The sequence below is a fragment of the Cryobacterium sp. TMN-39-2 genome, assembly GCF_004402745.1.
GTDB classification, from domain to species: Bacteria; Actinomycetota; Actinomycetes; order Actinomycetales; family Microbacteriaceae; genus Cryobacterium; species Cryobacterium zongtaii.
The window spans coordinates 102918-126435 of sequence record NZ_SOFX01000047.1; the positions used below are offsets into that span (position 1 = coordinate 102918).

The window sequence follows — 23518 nt, forward strand, 5'->3', positions numbered from 1 at the left end:
GCGTCGGGTGAACGGTCAGGACGTGGCCGGGCCGCGCACACCGGCCGGTGTCGGCCGGATGCAGGCCGGGCGTTAGGGGTTCGTTAGGAAACAGTGGGGCGGCACGGCACGGGTGTTTACTCGGTTCGTGCTCGTGCGGAGCGCGGATGCCGACCGGTACACCGGCGGCCTACGGATGGAGAGAATCGCATGCTCGACCTTGTCTACGTGCTCGGCGTGATCGCCGTGTTCGCACTGATCGGCCTTGTGGCCTGGGGGGTGGCGAAACTGTGATCGTGTTCGACATCGTGGCCGCCGTACTCGCCGTGGGCGCCATCGTCTACCTGGTCTTCGCCCTCGTGAAACCGGAGCGGTTCTAATGGCGCTCTGGCTGGGCATCCTGCAGGCCCTCACCCTCGTGGCCGTTCTCGTGGTGCTGCACCGCCCGCTCGGCGACTACATGGCCACCATCTACACCTCGCACAAGGATCTCGCCGTCGAGCGCGGTTTCTACAGGCTGATCGGGGTGGATGCGCGCGGCCAGCAGACCTGGTCGGCGTACCTGCGCGGTGTGCTCGCGTTCTCGCTGGTGGGAGTGCTGTTCGTCTACGCGCTCCAGCGCGCCCAGGCCGTGCTGCCCTATTCGCTGGGCTTCGACGCGGTGCCGGAAGGCCTCTCGTTCAACACCGCGGTGTCGTTCGTGACCAACACCAACTGGCAGTCCTACTCCCCCGACGTCACCCTGGGCTACACGGTGCAGCTGGCCGGGCTGGCGGTGCAGAACTTCGTCTCGTCCGCCGTGGGCCTGGCCGTGGCGATCGCCCTGGTGCGGGGCCTGATGCTGCGCCGCTCGGGCACCATCGGCAACTTCTGGGTGGACCTCACCCGCGGGGTGCTGCGGCTGCTGCTGCCGCTGGCGGTGATCGGCGCGATCGTGCTGCTTTTCGGCGGCGTCATCCAGAACCTCACCGGATTCACCGATGTCACGACACTGACCGGGGCCACCCAGTCGATCCCCGGCGGCCCGGTGGCCTCCCAGGAGGCGATCAAGGAGCTCGGCACCAACGGCGGCGGCTTCTTCAACGCCAACTCAGCGCATCCGTTCGAGAACCCGAACGGCTTCACCAACCTGTTCGAGATCGTGCTGATGCTCGCCATCCCGTTCAGCCTGCCGCGCACCTTCGGCACCATGGTGGGCGACAAGAAGCAGGGCTACACCATCCTGGCCACCATGGCCACGATCTTCGTGGTCTCGCTCACCGCCCTCACCCTGTTCGAACTGAACGGCGCCGGCACCGCCCCCGGGCTGGCCGGGGGTGCGATGGAGGGCAAGGAGACCCGATTCGGCATTCTCGGTTCCACCCTGTTCGCCACCTCGACGACCCTCACCTCCACGGGTGCGGTCAACTCGATGCACGACTCATACACGGCGCTCGGCGGCATGATGCCGATGCTCAACATGATGCTCGGCGAGGTCGCCCCCGGCGGCACCGGCTCCGGCCTCTACGGCATGCTCATCCTCGCCGTGATCGCGGTGTTCGTGGCGGGCCTGCTCGTGGGCCGCACCCCGGAGTACCTGGGCAAGAAGATCGGCCCGCGGGAGATCAAACTGGCCAGCCTGTACATCCTGATCACGCCGACCCTGGTGCTCGCCGGCACCGCGCTGTCCTTTGCGATCCCCGCCGTGCGAGCGGATGTGGAGGCCACGTCGATCTGGAATCCCGGCCTGCACGGGCTCTCCGAGGTGCTCTACGCCTTCACCTCTGCGGCCAACAACAACGGCTCCGCGTTCGCCGGCCTCACCGCGAACACGCCCTGGTTCAATACCGCGCTGGGCGTGGCCATGCTGCTCGGCCGCTTCCTGCCGATGGTGTTCGTGCTGGCCCTGGCCGGCTCGTTCGCCGCGCAGGACCGGGTGCCGGCCACCGCGGGCACCCTGCCCACCAACCGGCCCCTGTTCGTGGGCCTGCTCCTCGGCGTGACGATCATCATCACCGCTCTCACCTATTTCCCCGTACTCGCGCTGGGTCCCCTGGCGGAAGGGCTGCAGTAAGCCATGACCACTCTCATAGACACCCCCACTCAGCCGTCGCACAAGCCGGCACCCAAAAAGGCGATCAGCTCCGGCCAGCTCGTGGCCGCGCTACCCGGCGCGGTGCGAAAGCTCGATCCGCGCCTGATGTGGCGGAACCCGGTGATGTTCATCGTCGAGATCGGCGCGGTGCTCACCACCGTTCTCGCGGTGGCCGAACCGTTCCTCGGCGGCCCGGGCGACTCCGGCGGCTCCGCCGTGCCCGGTTCGTTCACCGTGGGCATCGCCTTCTGGCTCTGGCTCACCGTGATCTTCGCCAACCTGGCCGAGTCCGTGGCCGAGGGCCGCGGCAAGGCGCAGGCCGACAGCCTGCGGCAGACCCGCACCAGCACCAACGCGACCCAGGTGCTCGACTACCAGCCCGACACCAACCCCGGCGCCGAGGGCGCCAGGGTGCAGACCGTCTCCTCGGCCGACCTCGGCCTCGGCGACACCGTGATCGTCACCGCCGGCGAACTCGTGCCGGGCGACGGCGACATCGTCTGGGGCATCGCCTCCATCGACGAATCCGCGATCACCGGCGAATCCGCCCCCGTGGTGCGGGAATCCGGCGGCGACCGCAGCGCCGTCACCGGCGGCACCCGAGTGCTCTCCGACCGGATCGTGGTGCGCATCACCAGCAAGCCCGGTGAGACCTTCGTCGACCGAATGATCGCCCTCGTCGAGGGTGCGGCCCGACAGAAGACCCCCAACGAGATGGCGCTGAACATCCTCCTGGCCAGCCTGTCCATCGTGTTCCTGGTGGTGGTGCTCACCCTCAACCCGATCGCGAGCTACTCCGCCGCCACCGTGAGCCTGCCCGTGCTCATCGCCCTGCTGGTCTGCCTGATTCCCACCACCATCGGCGCCCTGCTCTCGGCGATCGGCATCGCCGGCATGGACCGGCTCGTGCAGCGGAACGTCCTAGCCATGTCGGGCCGGGCCGTCGAGGCGGCCGGCGACGTCACCATCCTGCTCCTCGACAAGACCGGCACCATCACCTACGGCAACCGGCAGGCCCGCGAGTTCGCGCCGTTGACCGGCGTGACCGAGGCCGAGCTGGTGCGGGCCGCCGCGCTCTCCTCACTGAGCGACCCCACCCCGGAGGGCAAGTCGATCGTGGACCTCGCCGCCGAACGGGGCTTCCACCGGCCGGAGAGCCTGGCCGGCGACATCGTGCCGTTCACGGCGCAGACCCGCATGAGCGGCATCGACCTGGCTGGTGACGGCGCTGGTGGCGGGCAGATCCGCAAGGGCGCCGGCTCCGCCGTGCTGGCCTGGGTGGGCGAGGCCGGCCCGGTGCCGGCGAGCGTGAGAGCCGAGCTGACCCTCGAGGTGGAGCGCATTTCCCGGCTGGGCGGCACCCCGCTCGTGGTCGCCACCGGCGCATCAGAAACCCCCGCAGCATCCGGCGAGCGCACCGTGCTCGGCGTGATCTACCTCAAGGACATCGTCAAGGAGGGCATCAAGGAGCGCTTCGCGGAGCTTCGCTCGATGGGCATCCGCACCGTCATGGTCACCGGCGACAACGCCCTCACCGCCACCACCATCGCGGCCGAGGCCGGCGTCGACGACTTCCTCGCCGAGGCCACCCCTGAGGACAAGCTCGCCCTCATCCGCCGGGAGCAGGAGGGCGGCAACCTCGTGGCGATGACCGGCGACGGCACCAACGACGCGCCCGCGCTGGCTCAGGCCGACGTGGGGGTGGCGATGAACACCGGCACCTCCGCCGCGAAGGAGGCCGGCAACATGGTCGACCTCGACTCCGACCCCACCAAACTGATCGACATCGTGCGGATCGGCAAGCAGCTGCTGATCACCCGCGGGGCGCTGACCACCTTCTCGATCGCCAACGACCTCGCCAAGTACTTCGCGATCATCCCGGCCATGTTCGCCGGGGTGTTCCCGGGCCTGGCGGTGCTCAACATCATGCAGCTGAGTTCACCGGCCTCGGCGATCCTGTCGGCCATCATCTTCAACGCGATCATCATCGTCGTGCTGATCCCGCTGGCGCTCCGCGGCGTGAAGTACCGGGCGGCGAGCGCGTCGAGCGTTCTCGGCCGCAACCTGCTGATCTACGGGCTCGGCGGAGTGATCGCCCCGTTCGTGGGCATCAAGCTGATCGACCTCGTTGTGTCGCTGCTGCCGGGATTCTGACCACCATGCTCTCGTTCTCCTTGCCCTACCAACCGAAACGGATCACCTCATGAGCGCCTCCCGACCCCGCACCGGCACCCTGGCCCGGCCCTACTGGGTGGCCCTGCGGGCCATGCTCGTCTTCACCGTCGTGCTCGGCGTGGCCTACCCGCTGAGCATCACCCTGGTCGGCCAGCTGGGCATGCCCGGGCAGGCCAATGGCTCGCTCGTCTCAGCCGGCGACAGGTCACCCGTGGTCGGCTCCAGCCTGATCGGGCAGTCCTTCACGGATGCCGACGGCGCGGCCCTGCCCGAGTGGTTCCAGTCCCGCCCGTCCGCGGCCGGAGACGGCTACGACGCGCACAGCTCCAGCGGCAGCAACTGGGGGCCGGAGAACCCCGACCTGATCCAGGCGATCGGCGACCGGCAGGCCGCCATCGAAGACCTCGACGGGGTGCCGGCCGACGAGATCCCCGTGGATGCCGTCACCGCGTCCGCGTCCGGCCTGGACCCGCACATCAGCCCGGCCTACGCCCTGCTGCAGGTGCCCAGGGTCGCGGCGGCCCGCGACCTGCCGGAGGCCGAGGTGCGCGCCCTGGTCGAAGCCGTCGAACAGGGCCGTGACCTCGGCTATCTCGGCGAACCGACCGTGAATGTGCTCAACTTGAACCTCGAGCTCGCAACGCTCGATTCCGGTAGGTGAGGTAACCCATGAAACGCGGTCGATTGCGCGTGCTGCTCGGCGCCGCCCCCGGCGTCGGCAAGACCTACAGTATGCTCGAAGAAGGCCGCCGACTACAGGGCGAGGGCGCGGACGTGGTCGTGGCGATCGTGGAAACCCACGGCCGCGCGGCCACCGCGCACCTGGCTGAGGGACTCGAGGTGGTGCCGCGGATGCTCGTGCAGCACCGCGGCATCCAGCTGAGCGAACTCGACCTGGCGGCCGTGCTCGCCCGCCGGCCCGAGATCGCCCTGGTCGACGAGCTCGCGCACACCAACGCGCCCGGCTCGGTCAACCCCAAGCGTTACCTGGACGTGGAGGCGATGCTGGCGGCGGGCATCGACGTGATCTCGACCGTCAACATCCAGCACATCGAATCGCTCAACGACGTGGTGCAGCAGATCACCGGGGTGCCGCAGCGCGAAACCCTGCCGGATGCGGTGCTGCGCGCCGCCGACCAGGTGGAGGTCGTCGACCTGGCCCCGCAGGCGCTGCGCGACAGGCTCGCCGAGGGCAATGTGTACCCGGCGGCCCGCATCGACGCGGCCCTGTCGAACTATTTCCGGCTCGGCAACCTCACCGCCCTGCGTGAGCTGGCGCTGCTCTGGCTGGCCGACGAGGTCGACACCGCCCTGCAGAGCTACCGGGCAGAGCACGGTATCTCGACCAAGTGGGAGGCCCGCGAACGCGTGGTCGTTGCGCTCACCGGGGGGCCGGAGGGCGACACCCTCATTCGCCGGGGCGCCCGCATCGCGGCCCGCTCGGCCGGCGGTGAGCTCGTCGCCGCGCACGTGATCAGCCAGGACGGCCTGGCCGCGACGCATCCGGGCGCGCTCGCGACACAGCGGGCGCTGGTGGAGGAGCTCGGCGGCAGTTACCACCAGGTCGTCGGCGACGACATCCCCCGTGCGCTGGTGGAGTTCGCCCGCGCCGCCAATGCCACCCAGCTCGTGATCGGCGTGAGCCGACGCAACCGGCTCACCGCGGCGCTGTCCGGGCCGGGCATCGGCAGCACCATCACCCGCGAATCGGGCGATATCGACGTGCACATCGTCACCCACTCCGCGGCCGGCGGGAAGTTCGTGCTGCCCAGGCTCGGCGGGTCGCTCACCGTGCGGCGGCGCCTGGCCGGCTTCGCCCTGGCCCTGATCGGCGGGCCGCTGCTGACCTGGCTGCTGGTCAGTTTCCGCAGCGAGGAGTCGATCACCAGCGACGTGCTCAGCTACCAGCTGCTCGTGGTGGTCGTCGCGCTTGTCGGCGGGCTCTGGCCGGCCCTGTTCGCGGCCCTGCTGTCCGGCCTCACCCTGGACTACTTCCTGGTGCAACCGCTGTACACGGTCACCGTCGCCGAACCGCTGCACCTCTTCGCCCTCTCGCTGTACCTCGTCAACGCCCTGCTGGTGAGTTACGTCGTCGACCAGGCGGCCCGACGCACCCGTACGGCCCGGCGGGCGGCGGCCGAATCCGAGCTGCTGGCCACCGTGGCCGGCAGTGTGCTGCGCGGGGAGGACGCCCTGCAGGCGTTGGTCACCCGCACCAGGGAGGCGTTCGGCCTCGACAGGGTGCGGCTGCTCGCCGGCGGCGCGGTGCTGGTCGAGGCGAGCGCGGCGGATGCGGCGGCGCCGGGCGCTTCGGACGTTCCGGCACCCCCGGCCACGATGGTGCCCATCGGCAGCCGGGCCACCCTGGAGCTCTCCGGACCCGACCTTGCCGCATCCGAACGCCGGCTTCTCAGCGTGATCGCGAGCCAGATCGATGCAGCCCTCGAGCACCGCGATCTCGCCCAGACGGCCAGCGAACTCGGCCCGCTCGAAGAGGCCGACCGGATGCGCAGCGCCCTGCTCGCCGCCGTCGGTCACGACTTGCGCCGGCCCCTCGCCGCCGCGACCACGGCCATCAGCGGGCTCAGGGCCACCGACATCACCCTCACCGACAGCGACCGCACCGAGCTGCTCGCCACGGCCGGCGAAAGCCTGGACACCCTCGCCTCGCTGGTGACCAACCTGCTCGACGTGAGCCGGTTGCAGGCCGGGGCGCTGGCCGTGGCGCTGGGGCCCGTCGACCTCGCCGACGTGGTGCTGCCGGCCCTCGACGAGCTCGGCCTCGGGCCGGACACCGTGCAGCTGGACCTGCCGGTCGAGACCGCACCGGTGCTCGCAGACCCCGGCCTGCTGCAACGCGCGGTGGTCAACCTGCTCACCAATGCCATCCGCTTCTCGCCGGCCGGCACACCCGCCAGGGTGTCAGCCAGCCGGTTCGCCGACACCGTGCAGTTGCGCATCATGGACCAGGGACCCGGCATCCCGGCCGACCGGCGGGGCGACGTGTTCGTGCCGTTCCAGCGGCTCGGTGACACCGACAACGCCACCGGCCTGGGTCTCGGCCTGGCCCTGTCTAAGGGATTCGTCGAGGGCATGGGCGGCACCCTCGAAGCCGATGACACCCCCGGCGGCGGGCTCACCATGGTGATCACCCTGCCGGCCGTCACGTCCACCGCAGTCCCTGCCAGCAACGAGGTCAGCCCATGAAGATCCTGATCGCCGACGATGACCCGCAGATCCTGCGGGCCCTGCGCATCACTCTCGGCGCCCGCGGTTACGAGATCGTCACCGCACACGACGGTCGTACCGCGCTGGCCGCGATCGTGGAGCAGCACCCCGATCTGGTGATGCTCGACCTCGGCATGCCCAACCTCGACGGGCTCGCTGTGATCGACTCTGTCCGCGCCTGGAACAGCGTGCCGATCCTGGTGGTGAGCGGCCGCAGCGGTGCCTCCGACAAAGTGGAGGCCCTGGACCGGGGCGCCGACGACTACGTCACCAAGCCGTTCTCGATCGACGAGCTGCTGGCGCGCATCCGGGCCCTCACCCGCCGGATGCCCACCAGCGGCGACGAACCGGTGGTCACCTTCGGTGACATCACGGTGGACCTGCCGGCCAAGACCATCACCCGAGCCACGGCCGCCGGGCCGGAACACGTGCGGCTGACCCCCACCGAGTGGCAGATCCTCGAGCTGCTGCTGCGCACACCGGGCAAACTGGTGAGCCGGCAGGCGCTCTACGCCGAGGTCTGGGGCCAGCACAAGATGACCGACACCGGCTACCTGCGGCTCTACCTCGCCCAGCTGCGGAAGAAGCTCGAGCCCGACCCATCCCGGCCCCGCTACCTGCTCACCGAGGCCGGTATGGGCTACCGTTTCGCGCCCGACGCGCCGCCACCCGCCTGAGCCGAGCGGATGCCGGCGGCGGCGATCTGCGGGTCAGGGCGCCTGGGGCTCAGCGCGTCGGTAGACTGCCAGAACGATGCGCCCCGGCGCTGATGGGGGATGCTGTGGGCACGACGACGAGCGAGCGCGAGTCCGACGCCCTGTTTAGCGAGATTCTCGCCGACAGGTTGATCAGCAGCAGGTTCCAACCCATTGTCGAGCTCGACTCCGGCACCGTCGTCGCCTATGAGGCCCTCAGCCGGGGTCCGGTCGACACCGTGTTCCACAATCCGGCCGCGCTCTTCGACCGCGCCCACGAGCTGGGCCGGGTCGGCGATCTCGACCTGGCCTGCTGGCTGTCGAGCGTGCACACCGCCACCAAACAGGGCTTCACCACTCCGCACACGCTCTTCGTCAATGTGGAGCCGGGATCGCTGCGCCGTGCCGACCTCACCACTGCACCGCATCCGCCGGCGCCCGCTGTGCTCGAGGTCACCGAACGCGCACTGATGAACGACCCGGCCGGACTGTTCTACGCCATCGCCCGGGCCCGGGCGATGGGTTACCGCATCGCCGTGGACGACCTCGGCGCCGATCCGGCCTCGCTCGCCCTGCTGCCGCTGCTGGCGCCCGACCTGATCAAGCTCGACATGGCGCTCATCCGTGAGCGTCCCGACCAGGACGCCGCCCGGGTGATGAGCGCCGTCGCCGCGCACGCCGAACGCACCGGGGCCGTGGTGCTTGCCGAGGGCATCGAGACCGAGGAACACCGGGTGACCGCTCGCGCGCTCGGAGCCACCTACGGGCAGGGCTGGCTCTTCGGCCGCCCGGTGGCCGAGGTCCCGAACGCCGCCGCACTCGCCGGGATCAGCTTCCCCGGTGACCCCTCGGCGTCGCTGCCGACCAGCGGCACCCCGTACAGTGTGGTGGCTCCGCTGCGCACCTCCCGGTCGTCCAACCGGGCGTTGCTGGTGCAGATGAGTATCTTCCTGGAATCGCGGGCACTGGCCAGCGGCGACTCGGCCGTGGTGCTCTCGACGTTCCAGCACCACCCCAACCTCACCCCCGCCACCCGGCGACGCTACGAGACACTCGCCGGGACGGCCGGCTTGGTGGCGGTCTACGTCGCCGGGGATGCCGGCCTCGACGGGGCCAACGGCATCCGCGTGGCCCAGATCGACCCGACCGACCCGTTGCTCGACGAGTGGGACATCGTGGTGCTCACCGCGGATTTCGCCGCCGTCCTGGCCGCCCGCGAGGTCGATCCCGACAACCACGGCGAGGGCGCGTACGAGTTCGTGCTGACCCACGACCGCGACCTCGCCACCGCCGCCGCCCTCACCCTGATCAGCCGGCTCAGCTCACCGCCGTCGCCAGCGGGCGGTCGTACCGGGGGCGCCGCACCAACAGTGGGCTGACGTCTCCAGCGACGTTGTGCGGCGCGCGTCCTCGTTCGAACACGATGCCCGGCTCGGTGGAGAGCAGGCCGGCCGGGCCGCCGCCGACCACGGCGAGGGCGCAGGCGAGGGTCGACGTGACACTGAGGTGGGTGCCCTCACGCAGGCCCAGCACCGGCACGTCGTTCTCGTCGAGGAACTCGGTCAGGCGGGTTTCCCGGGAGTCTCCGGCGTGGGCCCCGACCAGGTCGGCGTCCACATAGTGCGGGTTGATCTGGAACGGCACCAGGCCGAGCGCCTCGAACGACTCCGGCTGCACGATGGGCATGTCGTTGGTGGTGCGAATGCTGGGCGCGGTGATGGTGGCGCCGGCGCTGGAGCCCAGGTAGGGCAGACCGTTCTGCACCCGCGCGCGGATGACCGGTATCAGTCCGAGTCGCTGCAGGGCGGCGAGCAAGCGGAAGGTGTTGCCGCCGCCGACGAAGAGCGCCTGCGCTGACGCGACAGCGGCGACAGGGTCGGCGGCCTCGTGCAGGCTGCGCACCCCGATGCCGTGCGGCTCGAATGCGGCCCGCACAGTCGCCGTGTACGCATCGTGGTCACCGCCGGCGAAGGGCACGAAGGTGATCTCGGTCACCCCGTTCAGGAAGGCGAGGATCTCGGGCAGCGCGTGCTCGAGGTAACCGTGGCCGGGGCTGGTGCAGTTGGCAAGGAGGAGCAGTTGCATGGGATCCTTCCGATCGGGATGATTCTCCGGCGCGCCCGTTGTGAGACCCGATACGGCCCATTCCGTCGCTCGAAAGGTGATCCTACCTTCCTCCGCAAGGGGCCCAAAGAGGTCCAGGTTCCTAGGATGGGATCACGCCCATCGACCACGGAGGTCATCATGTCTGCCATCGACTCGCAACTACCCGAACTGCCGTCATCCGTCGAACTGGGGATGGGTCAGGGCGGCCTCGCCGTGGCCCGCGTGTTCGCCCGCGCCGGCTCCGCCGAGATCTACCTCCGCGGCGCACATGTGAGCGCCTGGGTGCCCACCGGCGGCAGCCCGGTGATCTGGATGAGCGAGCAGAGCGAATACGCGCCGGGGGTACCGCTCCGCGGCGGGGTACCGATCTGCTTCCCCTGGTTCGGCGCGCACCCCACGGATGCCACAGCCCCGTCGCACGGGTTCGCCCGCCTGGCCGACTGGCGGCTCGCCGAGGCGCGCGAAGCCGGCGATGACGTGGTGCTGGTCTTTGTGCTCACCGACACCGAGGCCACCCGGGCGTCGGCCTGGCCACACCGGTTCGAGGCGCGTTACACGGTCACGGTCGGTGCCCAGCTGGCGCTCTCGCTGCAGGTCACCAACCTCGACACGGCGCAGCTGAGCTACGAGGAGGCCCTGCACACCTACCTCGCCGTCGCCGACATCCGCCAGACCGAGGTGTCGGGTCTGGAGGGCGCCCCGTTCACCGACCGCCTCACCGGCCCGCGCCCCGCCGAGAGCGAGCCGGTGCGCTTCGATGCCGAAACCGACCGGATCTACCTGAACAGCACGGCCGCCACGACGGTGACGGATACCGCGACCGGCCGGCAGATCACCATCATGAAGCAGGGCTCGGCGAGCACCGTCGTGTGGAACCCGTGGATCGACAAGGCCGCCGCGATGGCCGACTTCGGCGACAACGAGTACACCGGCATGGTGTGCGTGGAGACCTGCAACATCCGCGACAACGCGATCACCCTGGCGCCGGGCGCCGGCCACGAGATGGGCGTGCGCTACTCGGTGGCCTGAGCCGGGCAGCGGATGCGGCCCGGCCCGGCCCGCCTGCAGTATGCGGGGTAGGCGCCGTTATGCGGGTGGCGCGCCGCCCGCATAACGGCGCGTGGCCCGCACAACGAGGAACATCACGCCGCGGCAGGCGCCGCGTGGCGCCCCGGCCGACGTCGCACACGGTAGGCGCGCTCCCCCTCTCCGGCAAGGTGCCGGCCGGAGCTGACCCGTCCGCCGCACCGCACCACACCACACCGCACGGCACGGCACCGCACGGCACGGCACGGCACGGCACGGAATTCCCCGACCGGTCGGGACGTTGCCTCCTGAGATGCCTATTTCCAGCGAAGCCCTGCCCGTTCCAGATCCCGACACCGCCGGCCCCACCGGCACCCCGAGCCAGCCCGGTCGCACCGCCCTCGTCGCGGGCGCAAGCGGCATAGCCGGATCGGCGCTGGTGGACCTGCTCACAGCCGAGGGCTGGAGCGTCATCGCCCTCTCCCGCACCCCCGTCGCCGCGCGGCCCGGTGTGATCCCGGTCAGCGCCGACCTCCGCAGTGTCGACTCGCTGCGCACCGCCCTGGCCCCACACTCGCCCACCCACGTGTTCTTCACCGCGTGGCTCCGACAGGACACCGAGGCGGAGAACATCGTCGTCAACTCCGCCATGGTGCGCGACCTGCTCAGCGCCCTGGCTGACGCCCCGGTGCAGCACGTGGCCCTGATGACCGGGCTCAAGCAGTACCTCGGCCCGTTCGAGGCCTATGGCCAGGGCGAGGTTCCCGACACCCCGTTCCACGAAGACGAACCGCGCCTGTCGGTGGAGAACTTCTACTACGCGCAGGAGGACGAGCTCTGGGCCGCCGCCCGGGCGCGCGGCTTCACCTGGTCGGTGCACCGCGCCCACACCGTGATCGGCCACGCCGTCGGCAACGCCATGAACATGGGCTCCACGCTGGCCGTCTACGCCGCCATCTGCAAGGAACTGGATCGCCCGTTCATCTTCCCGGGGTCCGAGACCCAGTGGAACGGCGTCACCGACATGACCGACGCCGGCCTGCTCGCCGACCAGATGGTCTGGGCCGCCACCACCCCGGCCGCCGCGGACACCGCCTTCAACATCGTCAACGGCGACACCTTCCGCTGGCGCTGGCTCTGGCCACGCCTGGCCGCTCACTTCGGCGTCGCGCCGGAGGGCTTCGCCGGCGCCCCGCGGCCGCTCGAAACGCAGATGACGGATGCCCAGCCGGTCTGGGACCGCATCGTGGCCAGCCACGGCCTCGTCGAGTCCGACCTGACCCGGCTGGCGTCCTGGTGGCACAGCGACGCCGACCTCGGTCGCACCATGGAGGTGTTCGCCGACATGGGCCGCAGCCGGGCGGCCGGCTTCACCGGTTACCGCAACACCGAGCAGGCGTTCCTGGACCTGTTCGCCAGGTACCGCGCCGAGCGTCTCATTCCCTAGGCGGATCCGCCGGAGCGAGCCGGCCGATAGTGTCCAGGCATGATCGTTTCGGGAATCGTCCTCATGCTCGGCGGCATCCTGGTGGCGGCGGTCAGCGAGGCCGCCGCTCGCGGGCGACTCGGGGTCAACTCGGTGGCGGGCATCCGCACGCGCGCCCTGATGATGTCCGAGGCGGCCTGGATCGCCGGCCACCGGGCCGCCCGGATCCCGGTGGGCCTGGCCGGACTGGTCATGTTCCTGACCGGCGTCGCCGTCCTCGCGCTGCGTCCGGACGAGGACACGACCGGACCCCTCGTGCTCGCGGCCGCGGTCGTGGCAGTGGTCCTCGTCCTGATCGGTGCGGCCGTGGCAACCCCGGCCGCGCACCGCGCGCTTGAGCTCGTCGACGAGGACGAGCAGCACTAGCGGCTCAGGACGCCAATCGCTCGGAGGCGCCGGCGCCGACTCTGTCAGCGGCACGTCCGGGCTCGGTGATCTCCGCCCACACCGCATCCAGCGAGAGCCCGAGGACCTCGGCGATCGCCGCGATGGTCGGGAACGCCGGAGTCGCGATTCGGCCGGACTCGATCTTCCGAAGGGTCTCCGGCGAGACGCCGGCAGCCAGCGCGGTGTGCAGCATCGAACTCTCCCCCCTGGCCGAACGCAGGAGGGCGCCGAGGCGCGCTCCACGGTCGAGCTCTGCGGGTGTGAGCGGCAATCTGACCATGACACCGATTCTACCGGGATAATATGGCCGGTATAGTTATTGGTTTCCCGCGAAAGGTGCCACATGATCGAGATCCTGACCCCCACCGAACTGACCCGAGCGCGAGAGTCGGGCGCCCTGGTCGCCGACATCCTGCACACGCTCAAGCGCCGCAGCACGGTGGGGACCAACCTCCTGGACCTCGACAGGTGGGCGCAGGCCATGATCGTCGAGGCCGGCGCATCGTCCTGTTACGTCGACTACGCGCCATCCTTCGGCCGCGGGCCGTTCGGCCACTACATCTGCACGTCAGTCAACGACGCGGTGCTGCACGGGCTGCCCCACGACTACGCCCTGGCCGACGGGGACCTGCTCACTCTCGACCTCGCCGTGTCCACCAACGGGATCGCCGCGGACTCGGCCATCAGCTTTCTCGTGGGTGACTCGAAGCCCGCGGAGAGCGTCACGATGATCGACGCGACCGAACGAGCCCTGGCCGCCGGGATCGCCGCCGCCGCGCCAGGAGCGCAGATCGGGGATATCTCCGCCGCCATCGGCTCCGTCCTCAGCGCGGCGGGCTACCCGATCAACCTGGAATTCGGCGGTCACGGCATCGGATCGACCATGCACCAGGACCCGCACGTGTCGAACGATGGGCGACCCGGCCGCGGCTACCGACTGCGCCCCGGCCTGCTGCTGGCCCTGGAACCGTGGGTCATGGTGGACACGGCTGCGCTGATCACCGACGCCGACGGCTGGACCCTGCGCAGCGCGACGGGCTGCCGCACGGCACACAGCGAGCATACGATCGCGATCACCGAGGACGGCGCCGAGATCCTCACCCTGCCGACACGGACGAACTCGAGAGGCCCCGCGTTTACATGAGGTGATCAGGAGACTTCGGTAAACTACCCTGAGGTGAGCTGGGAAGTCTGGTCAGCATTCGCATGACCGACCCCAAACCCTCTGGAGTGCCTTGCCACACGACACCCCCATTCCTTCCGCCCCGCAGACCGTTCCCTCGCGCGGCAGCTACCGCGAGAAGCTCCGCATCGGCGCGATCCTGCGCAAGGAGACCGTCGGCGGTTTCCTGCTGGTCTTCGCGGCCGCCGTCGCGTTGATCTGGGCCAACTCGCCCGCCGCAGACAGCTACTTCGCCCTGCGCGATTTCCGCATCGGCTATGAGCCGTGGCACCTGGAGCTGAGCCTGGGCGCCTGGGCGGCCGACGGGCTGCTGGCGATCTTCTTCTTCCTGGTGGGCCTGGAGCTCAAGAAGGAGTTCGTGGCCGGTGACCTGCGCTCCCCGTCCCGGGCGATCGTGCCCGTCGCCGCCGCGATGGGCGGCGTGGCCGTGCCCGCGCTGTTCTATGCCGGCGTCAACCTGGTCAGCCCGGAGACCCTGCAGGGCTGGGCTATCCCCACGGCCACCGACATCGCCTTCGCGGTGGCGGTCCTGGCCATCGTGGGCTCGCACCTGCCCAGCGCCCTGCGCATCTTCCTGCTCACCCTGGCCGTGGTCGACGACCTGCTGGCCATCTCGATCATCGCCGTGTTCTACTCCGACGACGTGCAGGTCGGCCCGCTGCTGCTCGCCCTGATCCCGCTGGCCCTGTACACCTTCCTGGCACAGAAGTACCGGCGCTTCTTCGCCGATCGGGCCTGGGCGGCCTGGTTGATCCTGCTGCCGTTGGGCTTCGCCACCTGGGCACTCGTCCACGCCGGTGGCATCCACGCCACCGTGGCCGGTGTGCTGCTCGGCTTCGCCGTGCCGGTCATCCACCGCCGCACCCGCCCGGGCGTGGCCGCCGAGGAGGGGCCCGGCCTGTCGGAGACCTTCGAACACCGGTTCCGCCCGCTCTCGGCCGGTTTCGCCGTGCCGGTTTTCGCGTTCTTCTCCGCCGGCGTCACCGTGGGCGGCTGGGACGGCCTGGTGGGCGCCCTCACCGACCCCGTCGCGATCGGCATCATCGTGGGCCTCGTGCTCGGCAAGCCCGTGGGCATCGTGGGCACCACCTGGCTGATGACCAGGCTCACCCCGGTGAAGCTCGATCCGGCGCTCCGCTGGATCGACCTGATCGGCGTGGCGGTTCTGGCGGGCATCGGCTTCACGGTGTCGCTGCTCATCGCCGACCTGAGCTTCGGTGCCGGCTCTCTCACCAACGACCACGCCAAGGTAGGTATCCTCGTGGCGTCGATCACCGCCGCCCTGCTCGCCTCGGTGATCCTGCGCGCCCGCAATCGCCTCTACCGCCGCATCGAACAGGCCGACGCGGTGGATGCCGACGGTGACGGCATCCCGGATGCCTACCAGCAGGGCGAACCCGACCGCACCCCGGCCGACTGACGCCGACGGGCCGGCGCCGACGGGCCGGCGCCGGCCGGGTCAGGCGTTCAGGGAGTACATGCTGAGCGCGTTGCCGTCCGGATCGGTGAAGTCGAAGTAGTCCACGGCCCCCGGCACGTGCTCGAGAGTGCCGAGAATCACGCCCAGCCCGGTGAGGCGTTCGTACTCGGCGGAGGCGTCTGGCACGCCCAGCCGCAGGGTGACCTGGGCGCCCGAGCGCTTCGGCGGCTCCTCGCTGAGTTGCAGGTCGATGGGACCGACCACAAATTCGATCACCCCTGGGGCCGGTTCCACCGAGGGACTGGACACCTCGAACACCCGCCGGTACCAACGCTCGGCGGCCGGCAGATCGCGAACGGGCAGGCCTACGGTTACGCTCGTCACCTTCATACCGGCCATCTCAGCGCGTGGCCGGCGCGCGCGCAAGGGCCCGCACCCGCGTGAGCGGATGCGGGCCCCGAGCGCTGCCGGCTACGCGGCTACTCGTAGCGGAGCGACTCGATGGGGTCCTGACGAGCGGCACGGAGCGCCGGGATGGTGCCGGCCAGGAACGCCAGGCCCATGACCACCAGGACGATCGTGGCGAGCGCCGCCGGGTCGAACGCCACCAGAGTGAGCCCGGGCAGGTCGGCCAGCAGGGTGTCGGCCAGCAGCGCGTTGGCGCCGGTGCCGGCCAGCATGCCCACGGCGACGCCGAGCGCGCTGCCCATCAGGCCGATGAACACGGCCTCCAGGCTGAACAGGCCGAAGATCTTGCCGCCGCCCAGGCCCATGGCCTTCATCAGGCCGATCTCCCGGGTGCGCTCCTGCACGCTCATCAGCAGCGTGTTGACGATGCCGAAGCCGGCGGCCAGCAGGGCGATCACGGCGAAGGCGTTGAGCACCAGCACGATGCCGTCGATGACGGCCTTGAAGGAGCCGATCTGGTCTTCCACCGTGGTGCCGGTGTAGCCCAGGTCGGTCAGGTCGGCCTTGAGCGTGGCCAGGTCTGCCTCGCTACCGGTCGGATCGAACCGGACGACGGCCTGCGCGTAGCTGTCCTTACTGGTCTCGGACAGGCCCACACTCTGGGCGTCGTAGAGCACCTCGGTGAGCACCTCGTTGGCCGTGAACGCCGTCGAGCCCGTCAGGCCTTCCTCTGAGACGCCGACGATGGTGGCGGTCAGCTCGGACTGGGTTCCCGTGACGTCGGTGATGGCCAGGGTGAGCGTGGCGCCCAGGGCGTCGGCGTCATCCGCGAAGCCCAGGGGCGCGACGAACGAGACCGGGATGGCGACCTGGTAGTCGCTGCTTTCCGCGTCGGGTTCTGCGCCCGCGGCGAGGTCCAGCGCCATGCCGGGGATGAAGCTCCCCACGTTGGCCTCGTAGGCGGTGCCGTCGGCCACCTGGACGAAGTCGGGCCTCACGCTCAGCTGCGGCTGGACGGAGAGGACGCCGTCAACGGCGCCGATCGTGTCGAGGTCGTCGGAGGTGAGCGCGATCAGGCTGGATCCCGGAGCGCCGGGTGGCGAGTTCGGGGAATCGATGGCGACCGCGGAGGGATCGTACTCGACCGGACCATCCGTGCTGTCTTCGGCCGCCTTGGTGACCGTGATGACGTCGTCGGCGCCGATCGAGGCGACAGTCGTGTCGATGTACTGGTTGATTCCCGTGCCGACCCCGCTGGTGAGGGTGAGGGTGAACGCGCCGATGAAGATCGAGAGCACCGTGAGGGTGGTGCGGGTCTTGCTGCGCAGGCTGTTCCTGACGGCCGAGCGGATCAGGCCGAAGGCGTTCATGCGCGCACCTCCCCGGTGCTCGTGGCCGAGGCCGGGGTGGCGGGCACCGCGTGGAGGCTGTCGACGATGAGGCCGTCGCGGATGTACACCCGACGGTCGCAACGCGCCGCGAGGTCTTCGTCGTGGGTCACGATGATCAGGGTGATGCCGTTGTCCTTCTGCAGCGAGAACAGGATGTCCTCCACGACCTTGCCGGTGGCGGAGTCGAGGTTGCCGGTGGGTTCGTCGGCGAAGATCACGCTGGGATTGTTCACCAGCGCCCGGGCGATCACCACCCGCTGCTTCTGGCCGCCGGAGAGGTCGGTGGCCTTGTTCTTGGCCTTGTCGGCCAGTTCCAGCTGCTCCAGGGCCGCCATCCCGCGGCGTTTGCGTTCGGCGCCGCCGATGCCGGCGATCTGCAGCGGCAGTGTCACGTTGTCGAGCACGCTGGTGTTGGGGGTGAGGAAGAACTGCTGGAACACAAAACCGAAGGTCTCGTTGCGGGTCTGGTTGACGACCTTGCCGCTCAGCGAGCTGGCATCGCGGCCGCTGAGCTCGACAGCACCGGAGCTGGGGTTGTCGAGCAGCGCCAGCAGGTGCATCAGGGTGGACTTGCCCGACCCGCTCTTGCCGACGATGGCGATGGACTCGCCCTGGTGGATGTCGAGCGAGACCCCCTTGAGGGCGTCGAACCGGGTGGCGCCGCGGCCATACGACTTGTGTATGTCGCGGGCGGCGAGAATGGGCACGGTCATGGCTGGGCTCTCCTGTGGATGCGGCGGGTGCCGCTGTGTTGTGCGGGCTGCGCGTCGGCGGGCAGCGGGGGTTGGCGTGCCGTTCAACCGGCCACTTCGCGACCGGCCCAACGACACGACTCCAGTCTCCCGGACGTGTCCAGGCCCCGGCGTCCTCCGGCCGTAGGAACCTGCCGGTACCGCCGCTGACACGGTTTCTGCCGGTGCCGGCCCCGGCGTACCACCAACGCAGTACGCCGGGCGCCCGCGCCCGCGGGCTGCCTCCGCCCGGATCGATTGACAGAATGGGTCTGACCCGATCCGCGGGCGGGAGGAACAGTATGCCGAGCCAGCGCACGCGTGCATCCGAGACCGGCCCCGGCCTGCCACTCCCCCGCCGCGGCAGTACCGATCCGGCCCCTGGCACCTTTTCGCCGTTGTCGCGGCTGCCGTTCTGGCTGCGCGACCTGCTCGCGGTTCTGCTCGTACTCGGCCCCGGTTTCGCGGGCACCGACTTCAGCGGCACCGTGTTCTCGAGCCCCGCCGCCGCTGTGCTGGTGGCTGCCTCGGCCGGGTCGATGTTGTTGCGCCGGCGGGCACCGCTGGTCGGCGCATCCGTGGCCGTGGTGGCCTGCGTGCTCGGCCTGGCGGTGGACGGGCCGATCGTGTCGTATCTGCTGGCCGTTCTGGTCGGGGTGTTCTCCGTGGCCGCGCGGATGCCCCGGCGCACCTCGCTGCTCTTCTCCGGCTGCACCGTGGTGCTCCTGGCCGGCGCCACCCTCGCCTTCCTCGACTCGTCCTGGCACGACGCCCGCGCGATGCTGCAGCTGGCGGCGTTCGTGGGCTTCGCCACCGCCGCCGGCGATGCAAACCGGTCGCACGCCGCCTACATCCGGGGCATCACCGAGCGGGCCCGCCGTGCCGAGGAGACCAAGGAGTCCGAGGCCCTGCGCCGGGTGGCGGAGGAGCGCCTGCGCATCGCCCGCGACCTGCACGACCTGCTCGCGCACCAGATCGCGGTGATCAACCTGCACTCCAGCGTCGCCTCCCAGGCGCTGCCCGACCGGCCGGACGACGCCGAGACGTCGCTGGCCACCATCCGTGCGGCCGCCCGCACCGTACTCGGCGAGATCGGCAGCTTGCTCAACGTGCTGCGCGCCACGGATGCCGGCGGAACCGGCCTGGCGTCGGCTCCCGTCGCCGGGCTCGCCGACCTGGAACCGCTGTTGATCGACTTCGAACGCAGCGGGCTGCGCGTGGAGCACCGGCTGGCCGGCACCCCGAGACCGCTCCCCGGCGCCGTCGACATGGTGGCGTTCCGGGTGGTGCAGGAGGCGCTGACGAATGCGCACAAACACGGCGCCGACCACACCGCGTTGCTGCACCTGGACTACCGGCCGGCGGGCCTGGAGATCACGGTGACCAATACCGTGGCCGCGCAGCCCCGCGTCGGATCAGCGGCGGCGGACACCGCGGGCGGCGCCGGGCACGGTCTGCTCGGCGCCAGGGAACGAGTGGGATCGGTGGCCGGCCGGCTCACCGCCACCAGGGGCCCCGGCCCGGTCTTCAGGTTCACCGCCTGGCTGCCCACCGATCCCGCCGACACCATGACACCGGCCGGTGCCGACGCACCTGTTCCGAGAGAACCCGCAGACCCCCGACCGAATGGTGCCTCATGATCTCCGTGGTTCTCGCCGACGACCAGTCCCTGATCCGCACAGCCGTGGCCGAGCTCGTGTCGCACGAGCCCGGCTTCAGCGTGGCCGGGCAGGCCGGCAACGGGCGCGAAGCCGTGGATCTGGTGCGGGCGCTGCGCCCGGACATCGTGCTGATGGACATCCGGATGCCCGTGATGGACGGCATCCAGGCGACCGCGGCGATCTGCGCCGACCCGGAGCTGGCCGGCACCCGCATCATCGTGCTCACCACCTTCGAGGAAGACGAGTACGTGCTGCAGGCCCTGCGCGCGGGCGCCAGCGGATTCGTCGGCAAGGGAACCGAGGCGCCCGACCTGATGAACGCCATCCGCACGGTGCACGGCGGCGACGCCCTGCTCTCGCCGCGCGCCACGAAGGCCCTGATCGACAGGTACACGGCGCCCGTCGAGCCGGCCGCGCTCTCGGTTCCGCCGGCACTGGCACTGCTCACCGAGCGGGAGCGGGAGATCCTGCTGCTCGTGGGCCGCGGCCACGCCAACAGCGCGATCGCCGAGGAGCTGGTGATCTCCCCGCACACCGCCAAGACCCACGTGAACCGCATGATGACCAAGCTCGGCGCGCACGACCGTGCCCAGCTGGTGATCGTCGCCTACGAGTCGGGCCTGCTCGTGCCCGGCGGGACGGCGTAGCCACCCGCGGGCAACTCGCCGTCAGCGGTAGTGCTGTTCGCCGCGGGCGGCCTTCTCCACCACGTCCCGGATGCGTGCGGCCCGCACCGCGGGGGTTTTGATGTTGGCCAGCCGGAAGTAGATCCGGAACCGGTCCACCTTCGTCAGCGAGGCCAGGTACGCGGCCGCCGCCGGGTCGGCATCCAGGGCCGCCTGCAGGTCCGGCGGGGCGACGGCATCCCGTTGCCGGTAGGCGGCGTCCCACCGGCCATCCGCCTGGGCCCGCTCGATCTCCGCGATCCCGGCCGGCCGCATCCGCCCCTCGTCGATGAGCCGCGCCACGTGCTCCCGGTTGATCTGCGACCACGGGCTGTTCTTGCGCCGCGGTGAGAAGCCGGTGAGAGTGTAGTCGTCATCGAGCCGGTTGGTCTGACCGTCGATCCAGCCGTAACAGAGCGCCACGTCCAGGGCCTCCGACCAGGTCATTCCCGAAGCTTTCGAGTTCTTCTTACGCAGCTTCAGGCGCACGCCGCCGTCATCGGGCTCGCCGGCCAGGTAGGCCTCCCATTCCTGAACGGTGACGTCGAGGATGACTCGGTCCTGCATTCCCACCATGCGCTTATTTTACGGATGCTCGCGCAGTGCATTTCTCCTGACTTCGCGGCGCCCGCGGCGTAGCATCGGCCGTGGCGGGCGCCGCTGACGGCATCGGGATGGGCCCGGGCCCGGTCTCCCGCGAAGGAATGGTGTGACGATGACGAACACGACCATGCAGATGATGGAAATGCACATGAAGGACATGCCCATGCAGGGGATGGACATGATGCTGATGCAGGAATGCATCGAGGCGTGCTCAGCCTGCGAGCAGGCCTGCACGATGTGCGCGGACTCGATGATGGGTGAGGGTATGGCGACGGGGCGAAGCCTGTGCGCCACCATGGCCGACCTGGCCGGCACCATGATGCGTGCGATGCTGCGCCCGAACGGGATGCACATGGAGGGCATGATGGCCATGCACACGGCCACCATGACGATGGCGACCGCCTGCGCCGAGGAGTGTATGAAGCACGCCGGGATGAGCGAGGACGCCCGGATGTGCGCCGAGGCGTGCCGTCAGTGCGCGATGGCCTGCCAGAAGATGATGGACGCCATGACCGGGATGATGCCCACGAGCTGACCCGTGGCCGAACCGACCGCTGCGAGTGGGCCGCTTGGAGGGCTGAGTGCGGGAGGGCTGACTAGAGCCGCACGACGCTGATACGGCTGCGGCCGCTCGCGAGCACGTTGTAGACGGAGTGCAACGCCACCGGCGCTCCGGCGCTGAGGTGCGCCGTCAGGTCGGCGTGGTTCCAGACCCACACCGTGGCGGTGTCGCTGTCGGCGGTGTCGTCGGGTCCGAACAGGGCGATCCCGATCCACCCGTCGGACGTCGCGCGCAGCACGATGCCGTCGGCCCACTTGCTCGGGGTGGCCTCGGCGACCCGCACGTGAATGGGTTGGGTCGCGTGGCCGGCTCCGTGGTTGACGCAGCCATCGCTACCCGTGCTGTTGCACTGCAGGATGTGCAGCGGTTGCGTGATCATTGAGCCTCCTTCACGATCGGCGTTCGTTGCCTCGAGTGTAGGTTCGCGATTTTCGGCTGTCACGCCGGTGCCGTCACAGAACGACACAGACTACGAGCGGTCAGCACCCGACGGGGAATCCGGAACCAGTCGCGGCACCAACCCCACCAGGATCACCATGCCGACCAGCTCGACCAGCGTCTGCGTCACCACGGCCAGCGGCGCCAGGGCCAGGGAGGCCGGCAGGGCGAGGGCCAACGGCAGCACCACCAGCGAGTTGCGGGTGGCGCCGCTGAAGATCAGGGCGCGGGAGGCCGGCACGTCGAGGCCGCCGAGCCGGGCGGCGACCAGACCGACCCCGACCAGGATGACCAGGAAGGCGACGTAGAGCGGGACGAGGGTGAGCAACGCCGCGGCCTGGGCCCCCACTGCTGCCAGCTGCGACCCGACGACCACCGCGAGGGTGGCCATCATCAGCGGCACCATGAGCGCCTGCAGGAGGGTCACGATGGCGCGGGCCGCCCCGGCCACCCGTCGCCTGCGGGCACCGAACTGCACCGCCGCCGCCGCGGCGAGGGGCAGCACGATCAGGGCCAGGAACGCCTCGACGAACGGGCCCACCTCGATCTGCGCCACCGCGGCCGGCCCGGCGAACAGCGTCAGGTAGACCGGCAACAGCACGATCTGCAGCAGCATCAGCAACGGCGTGGCGGCCAACAGCTTGTCGCGGGCCCCACCGGCCAGCCCGGTGAACACGATCACATAGTCCACGCACGGGGTGAGCAGCACCAGCAGCACCCCCAGGAGCAGGGCCCGGTCGGCGGCGACGAACCGGCTGAGGCCGAAGACCACCACGGGTACGATCACGAAGTTGACCGTGAGGACGGCACTCACAAAGCGGAGGTCCAGGAACGATCGCCCGACGCTCACGAGCGGCACACCCAGGAAGGTGGCGAACAGCAGCAGCCCGAGCAGCGGGGTGATGGCGACCGAGAGCATGGGGGCCGTGCCGGGGGCCAGCCAGCCGACCAGGGCGCCGAGCGCTATCGCGGCCAGGTACAGCGCCACCTGGCGGTGTTCCAGCCGCTGCACGATCCCCGCCATGCTCCCACCCTAGAGGCGGGCGAGAGGTCGGGCGGATACGGCGACGCCGGGTCACCGGCCCGCCCAGGTGCCATCGTCGCTGCCTATAGTGGTGGGATGACTACCGACAACACGAAGAACCCGAAGATCCCCGACGGCTCCACCGAGGTCAGCAGCGAAGAGACCGAACGCACCGAGAAGCTCGCGGACGGATCGCAGAGCGACGACAGTTCCCCGACCGAGGACGACACAGCGTCCGGCGGTCCGGCAGACTGACCTGCCGCGCCGTTCCCGGCG

At 70.1% G+C, this 23518-nt stretch carries 24 protein-coding genes; 16 read left to right on the forward strand and 8 right to left on the reverse strand.

The genetic code is table 11. The annotated features are described in order from the left end of the window. Window positions 1-269: 269 nt before the first annotated feature. The 7 genes from kdpF to E3O57_RS18350 all read left to right on the forward strand — a co-directional run bounded on the left by kdpF (window position 270) and on the right by E3O57_RS18350 (window position 9530). A complete protein-coding gene (gene kdpF / locus E3O57_RS18320; protein WP_103460193.1) occupies window positions 270-359 on the forward strand; it encodes a K(+)-transporting ATPase subunit F in 90 nt (29 codons plus the stop codon). Next, a complete protein-coding gene (gene kdpA, locus E3O57_RS18325; RefSeq protein WP_103480036.1) occupies window positions 359-2032 on the forward strand; it encodes a potassium-transporting ATPase subunit KdpA in 1674 nt (557 codons plus the stop codon). The genes kdpF and kdpA overlap by 1 nt, the downstream gene beginning before the upstream one ends. Before the next feature lie 3 nt (window positions 2033-2035). Continuing rightward, window positions 2036-4207 carry a potassium-transporting ATPase subunit KdpB gene (gene kdpB, locus E3O57_RS18330; protein ID WP_103480037.1) on the forward strand — a complete coding sequence of 724 codons (2172 nt, stop codon included), beginning with the start codon at window positions 2036-2038 and terminating at the stop codon, window positions 4205-4207. A gap of 49 nt (window positions 4208-4256) precedes the next feature. Beyond that, window positions 4257-4889, forward strand: coding sequence for a potassium-transporting ATPase subunit KdpC (gene kdpC, locus E3O57_RS18335; RefSeq protein ID WP_103480038.1), 633 nt, complete (start codon window positions 4257-4259; stop codon window positions 4887-4889). A gap of 8 nt (window positions 4890-4897) precedes the next feature. Continuing rightward, window positions 4898-7435 carry an ATP-binding protein gene (locus tag E3O57_RS18340; protein ID WP_103480039.1) on the forward strand — a complete coding sequence of 846 codons (2538 nt, stop codon included), beginning with the start codon at window positions 4898-4900 and terminating at the stop codon, window positions 7433-7435. Continuing rightward, the gene (locus E3O57_RS18345) at window positions 7432-8133 is read left to right on the forward strand and encodes a response regulator (protein WP_103460188.1); all 702 of its coding nucleotides are present in this window, start codon (window positions 7432-7434) and stop codon (window positions 8131-8133) included. The genes E3O57_RS18340 and E3O57_RS18345 overlap by 4 nt, the downstream gene beginning before the upstream one ends. A 92-nt stretch (window positions 8134-8225) precedes the next feature. Next, a complete protein-coding gene (locus E3O57_RS18350; RefSeq protein WP_103480040.1) occupies window positions 8226-9530 on the forward strand; it encodes an EAL domain-containing protein in 1305 nt (434 codons plus the stop codon). On the opposite strand, the gene pepE is transcribed toward E3O57_RS18350, so the two are convergent. Beyond that, window positions 9469-10236, reverse strand: coding sequence for a dipeptidase PepE (gene pepE / locus E3O57_RS18355; protein ID WP_103460186.1), 768 nt, complete (start codon window positions 10234-10236; stop codon window positions 9469-9471). The genes E3O57_RS18350 and pepE overlap by 62 nt on opposite strands. A 159-nt stretch (window positions 10237-10395) precedes the next feature. Between pepE and E3O57_RS18360 the strand changes: the two genes are divergently transcribed. From E3O57_RS18360 to E3O57_RS18370, 3 genes are all read left to right on the forward strand, one after another. Then, complete coding sequence (locus tag E3O57_RS18360; RefSeq protein ID WP_165788002.1) at window positions 10396-11286, forward strand: D-hexose-6-phosphate mutarotase; 891 nt, start codon at window positions 10396-10398, stop codon at window positions 11284-11286. 310 nt (window positions 11287-11596) lie between these two features. After that, window positions 11597-12730 carry an SDR family oxidoreductase gene (locus E3O57_RS18365; protein WP_103480042.1) on the forward strand — a complete coding sequence of 378 codons (1134 nt, stop codon included), beginning with the start codon at window positions 11597-11599 and terminating at the stop codon, window positions 12728-12730. Window positions 12731-12769: 39 nt separating this feature from the next. Then, on the forward strand, window positions 12770-13135 hold the full coding sequence (locus E3O57_RS18370; RefSeq protein ID WP_103480043.1) for an SdpI family protein: 366 nt from the start codon (window positions 12770-12772) through the stop codon (window positions 13133-13135). A 4-nt stretch (window positions 13136-13139) separates the two neighbouring features. Here E3O57_RS18370 and E3O57_RS18375 read toward each other — a convergent pair whose 3' ends face one another. Continuing rightward, window positions 13140-13436, reverse strand: coding sequence for a helix-turn-helix transcriptional regulator (locus E3O57_RS18375; protein ID WP_103460183.1), 297 nt, complete (start codon window positions 13434-13436; stop codon window positions 13140-13142). A gap of 63 nt (window positions 13437-13499) precedes the next feature. On the opposite strand from E3O57_RS18375, the gene map reads away from it, so the two are divergent. Next, the gene (map, locus tag E3O57_RS18380; RefSeq protein ID WP_103460182.1) at window positions 13500-14300 is read left to right on the forward strand and encodes a type I methionyl aminopeptidase; all 801 of its coding nucleotides are present in this window, start codon (window positions 13500-13502) and stop codon (window positions 14298-14300) included. 91 nt (window positions 14301-14391) lie between these two features. After that, window positions 14392-15759: a Na+/H+ antiporter NhaA gene (gene nhaA, locus E3O57_RS18385; protein WP_103460181.1), complete on the forward strand. Its 1368-nt coding sequence runs from the start codon at window positions 14392-14394 to the stop codon at window positions 15757-15759. 39 nt (window positions 15760-15798) lie between these two features. On the opposite strand, the gene E3O57_RS18390 is transcribed toward nhaA, so the two are convergent. From E3O57_RS18390 to E3O57_RS18400, 3 genes are all read right to left on the reverse strand, one after another. Beyond that, entirely contained in the window at window positions 15799-16149 is a 351-nt protein-coding gene (locus E3O57_RS18390; RefSeq protein WP_103480044.1) for a VOC family protein, read from the reverse strand. An 89-nt stretch (window positions 16150-16238) separates the two neighbouring features. After that, on the reverse strand, window positions 16239-17537 hold the full coding sequence (locus E3O57_RS18395; protein ID WP_103480045.1) for an ABC transporter permease: 1299 nt from the start codon (window positions 17535-17537) through the stop codon (window positions 16239-16241). Further along, complete coding sequence (locus E3O57_RS18400; protein ID WP_103480046.1) at window positions 17534-18271, reverse strand: ABC transporter ATP-binding protein; 738 nt, start codon at window positions 18269-18271, stop codon at window positions 17534-17536. The genes E3O57_RS18395 and E3O57_RS18400 overlap by 4 nt, the downstream gene beginning before the upstream one ends. Window positions 18272-18591: 320 nt before the next feature. Here E3O57_RS18400 and E3O57_RS18405 point away from each other — a divergent pair, with 320 nt between their 5' ends. Both E3O57_RS18405 and E3O57_RS18410 read left to right on the forward strand, forming a co-directional pair. Then, the gene (locus tag E3O57_RS18405; RefSeq protein WP_133159849.1) at window positions 18592-19929 is read left to right on the forward strand and encodes a sensor histidine kinase; all 1338 of its coding nucleotides are present in this window, start codon (window positions 18592-18594) and stop codon (window positions 19927-19929) included. After that, on the forward strand, window positions 19926-20597 hold the full coding sequence (locus E3O57_RS18410; protein ID WP_088457724.1) for a response regulator transcription factor: 672 nt from the start codon (window positions 19926-19928) through the stop codon (window positions 20595-20597). The genes E3O57_RS18405 and E3O57_RS18410 overlap by 4 nt, the downstream gene beginning before the upstream one ends. Window positions 20598-20618: 21 nt before the next feature. Here the strand turns inward: E3O57_RS18410 and E3O57_RS18415 are convergent, their stop codons facing one another. Beyond that, the gene (locus tag E3O57_RS18415) at window positions 20619-21191 is read right to left on the reverse strand and encodes a YdeI family protein (protein WP_103460177.1); all 573 of its coding nucleotides are present in this window, start codon (window positions 21189-21191) and stop codon (window positions 20619-20621) included. A gap of 139 nt (window positions 21192-21330) precedes the next feature. Here E3O57_RS18415 and E3O57_RS18420 point away from each other — a divergent pair, with 139 nt between their 5' ends. Beyond that, on the forward strand, window positions 21331-21753 hold the full coding sequence (locus tag E3O57_RS18420) for a hypothetical protein (protein ID WP_088458171.1): 423 nt from the start codon (window positions 21331-21333) through the stop codon (window positions 21751-21753). A gap of 61 nt (window positions 21754-21814) precedes the next feature. Here E3O57_RS18420 and E3O57_RS18425 read toward each other — a convergent pair whose 3' ends face one another. Continuing rightward, window positions 21815-22159 (reverse strand): hypothetical protein, encoded by a 345-nt coding sequence (locus E3O57_RS18425; RefSeq protein WP_103480048.1) that lies wholly within the window; start codon window positions 22157-22159, stop codon window positions 21815-21817. 90 nt (window positions 22160-22249) lie between these two features. Next, entirely contained in the window at window positions 22250-23242 is a 993-nt protein-coding gene (locus E3O57_RS18430) for a bile acid:sodium symporter (protein WP_103480049.1), read from the reverse strand. 96 nt (window positions 23243-23338) lie between these two features. Here E3O57_RS18430 and E3O57_RS18845 point away from each other — a divergent pair, with 96 nt between their 5' ends. Next, window positions 23339-23497 (forward strand): hypothetical protein, encoded by a 159-nt coding sequence (locus E3O57_RS18845; RefSeq protein ID WP_165788003.1) that lies wholly within the window; start codon window positions 23339-23341, stop codon window positions 23495-23497. Window positions 23498-23518 lie beyond the last annotated feature (21 nt).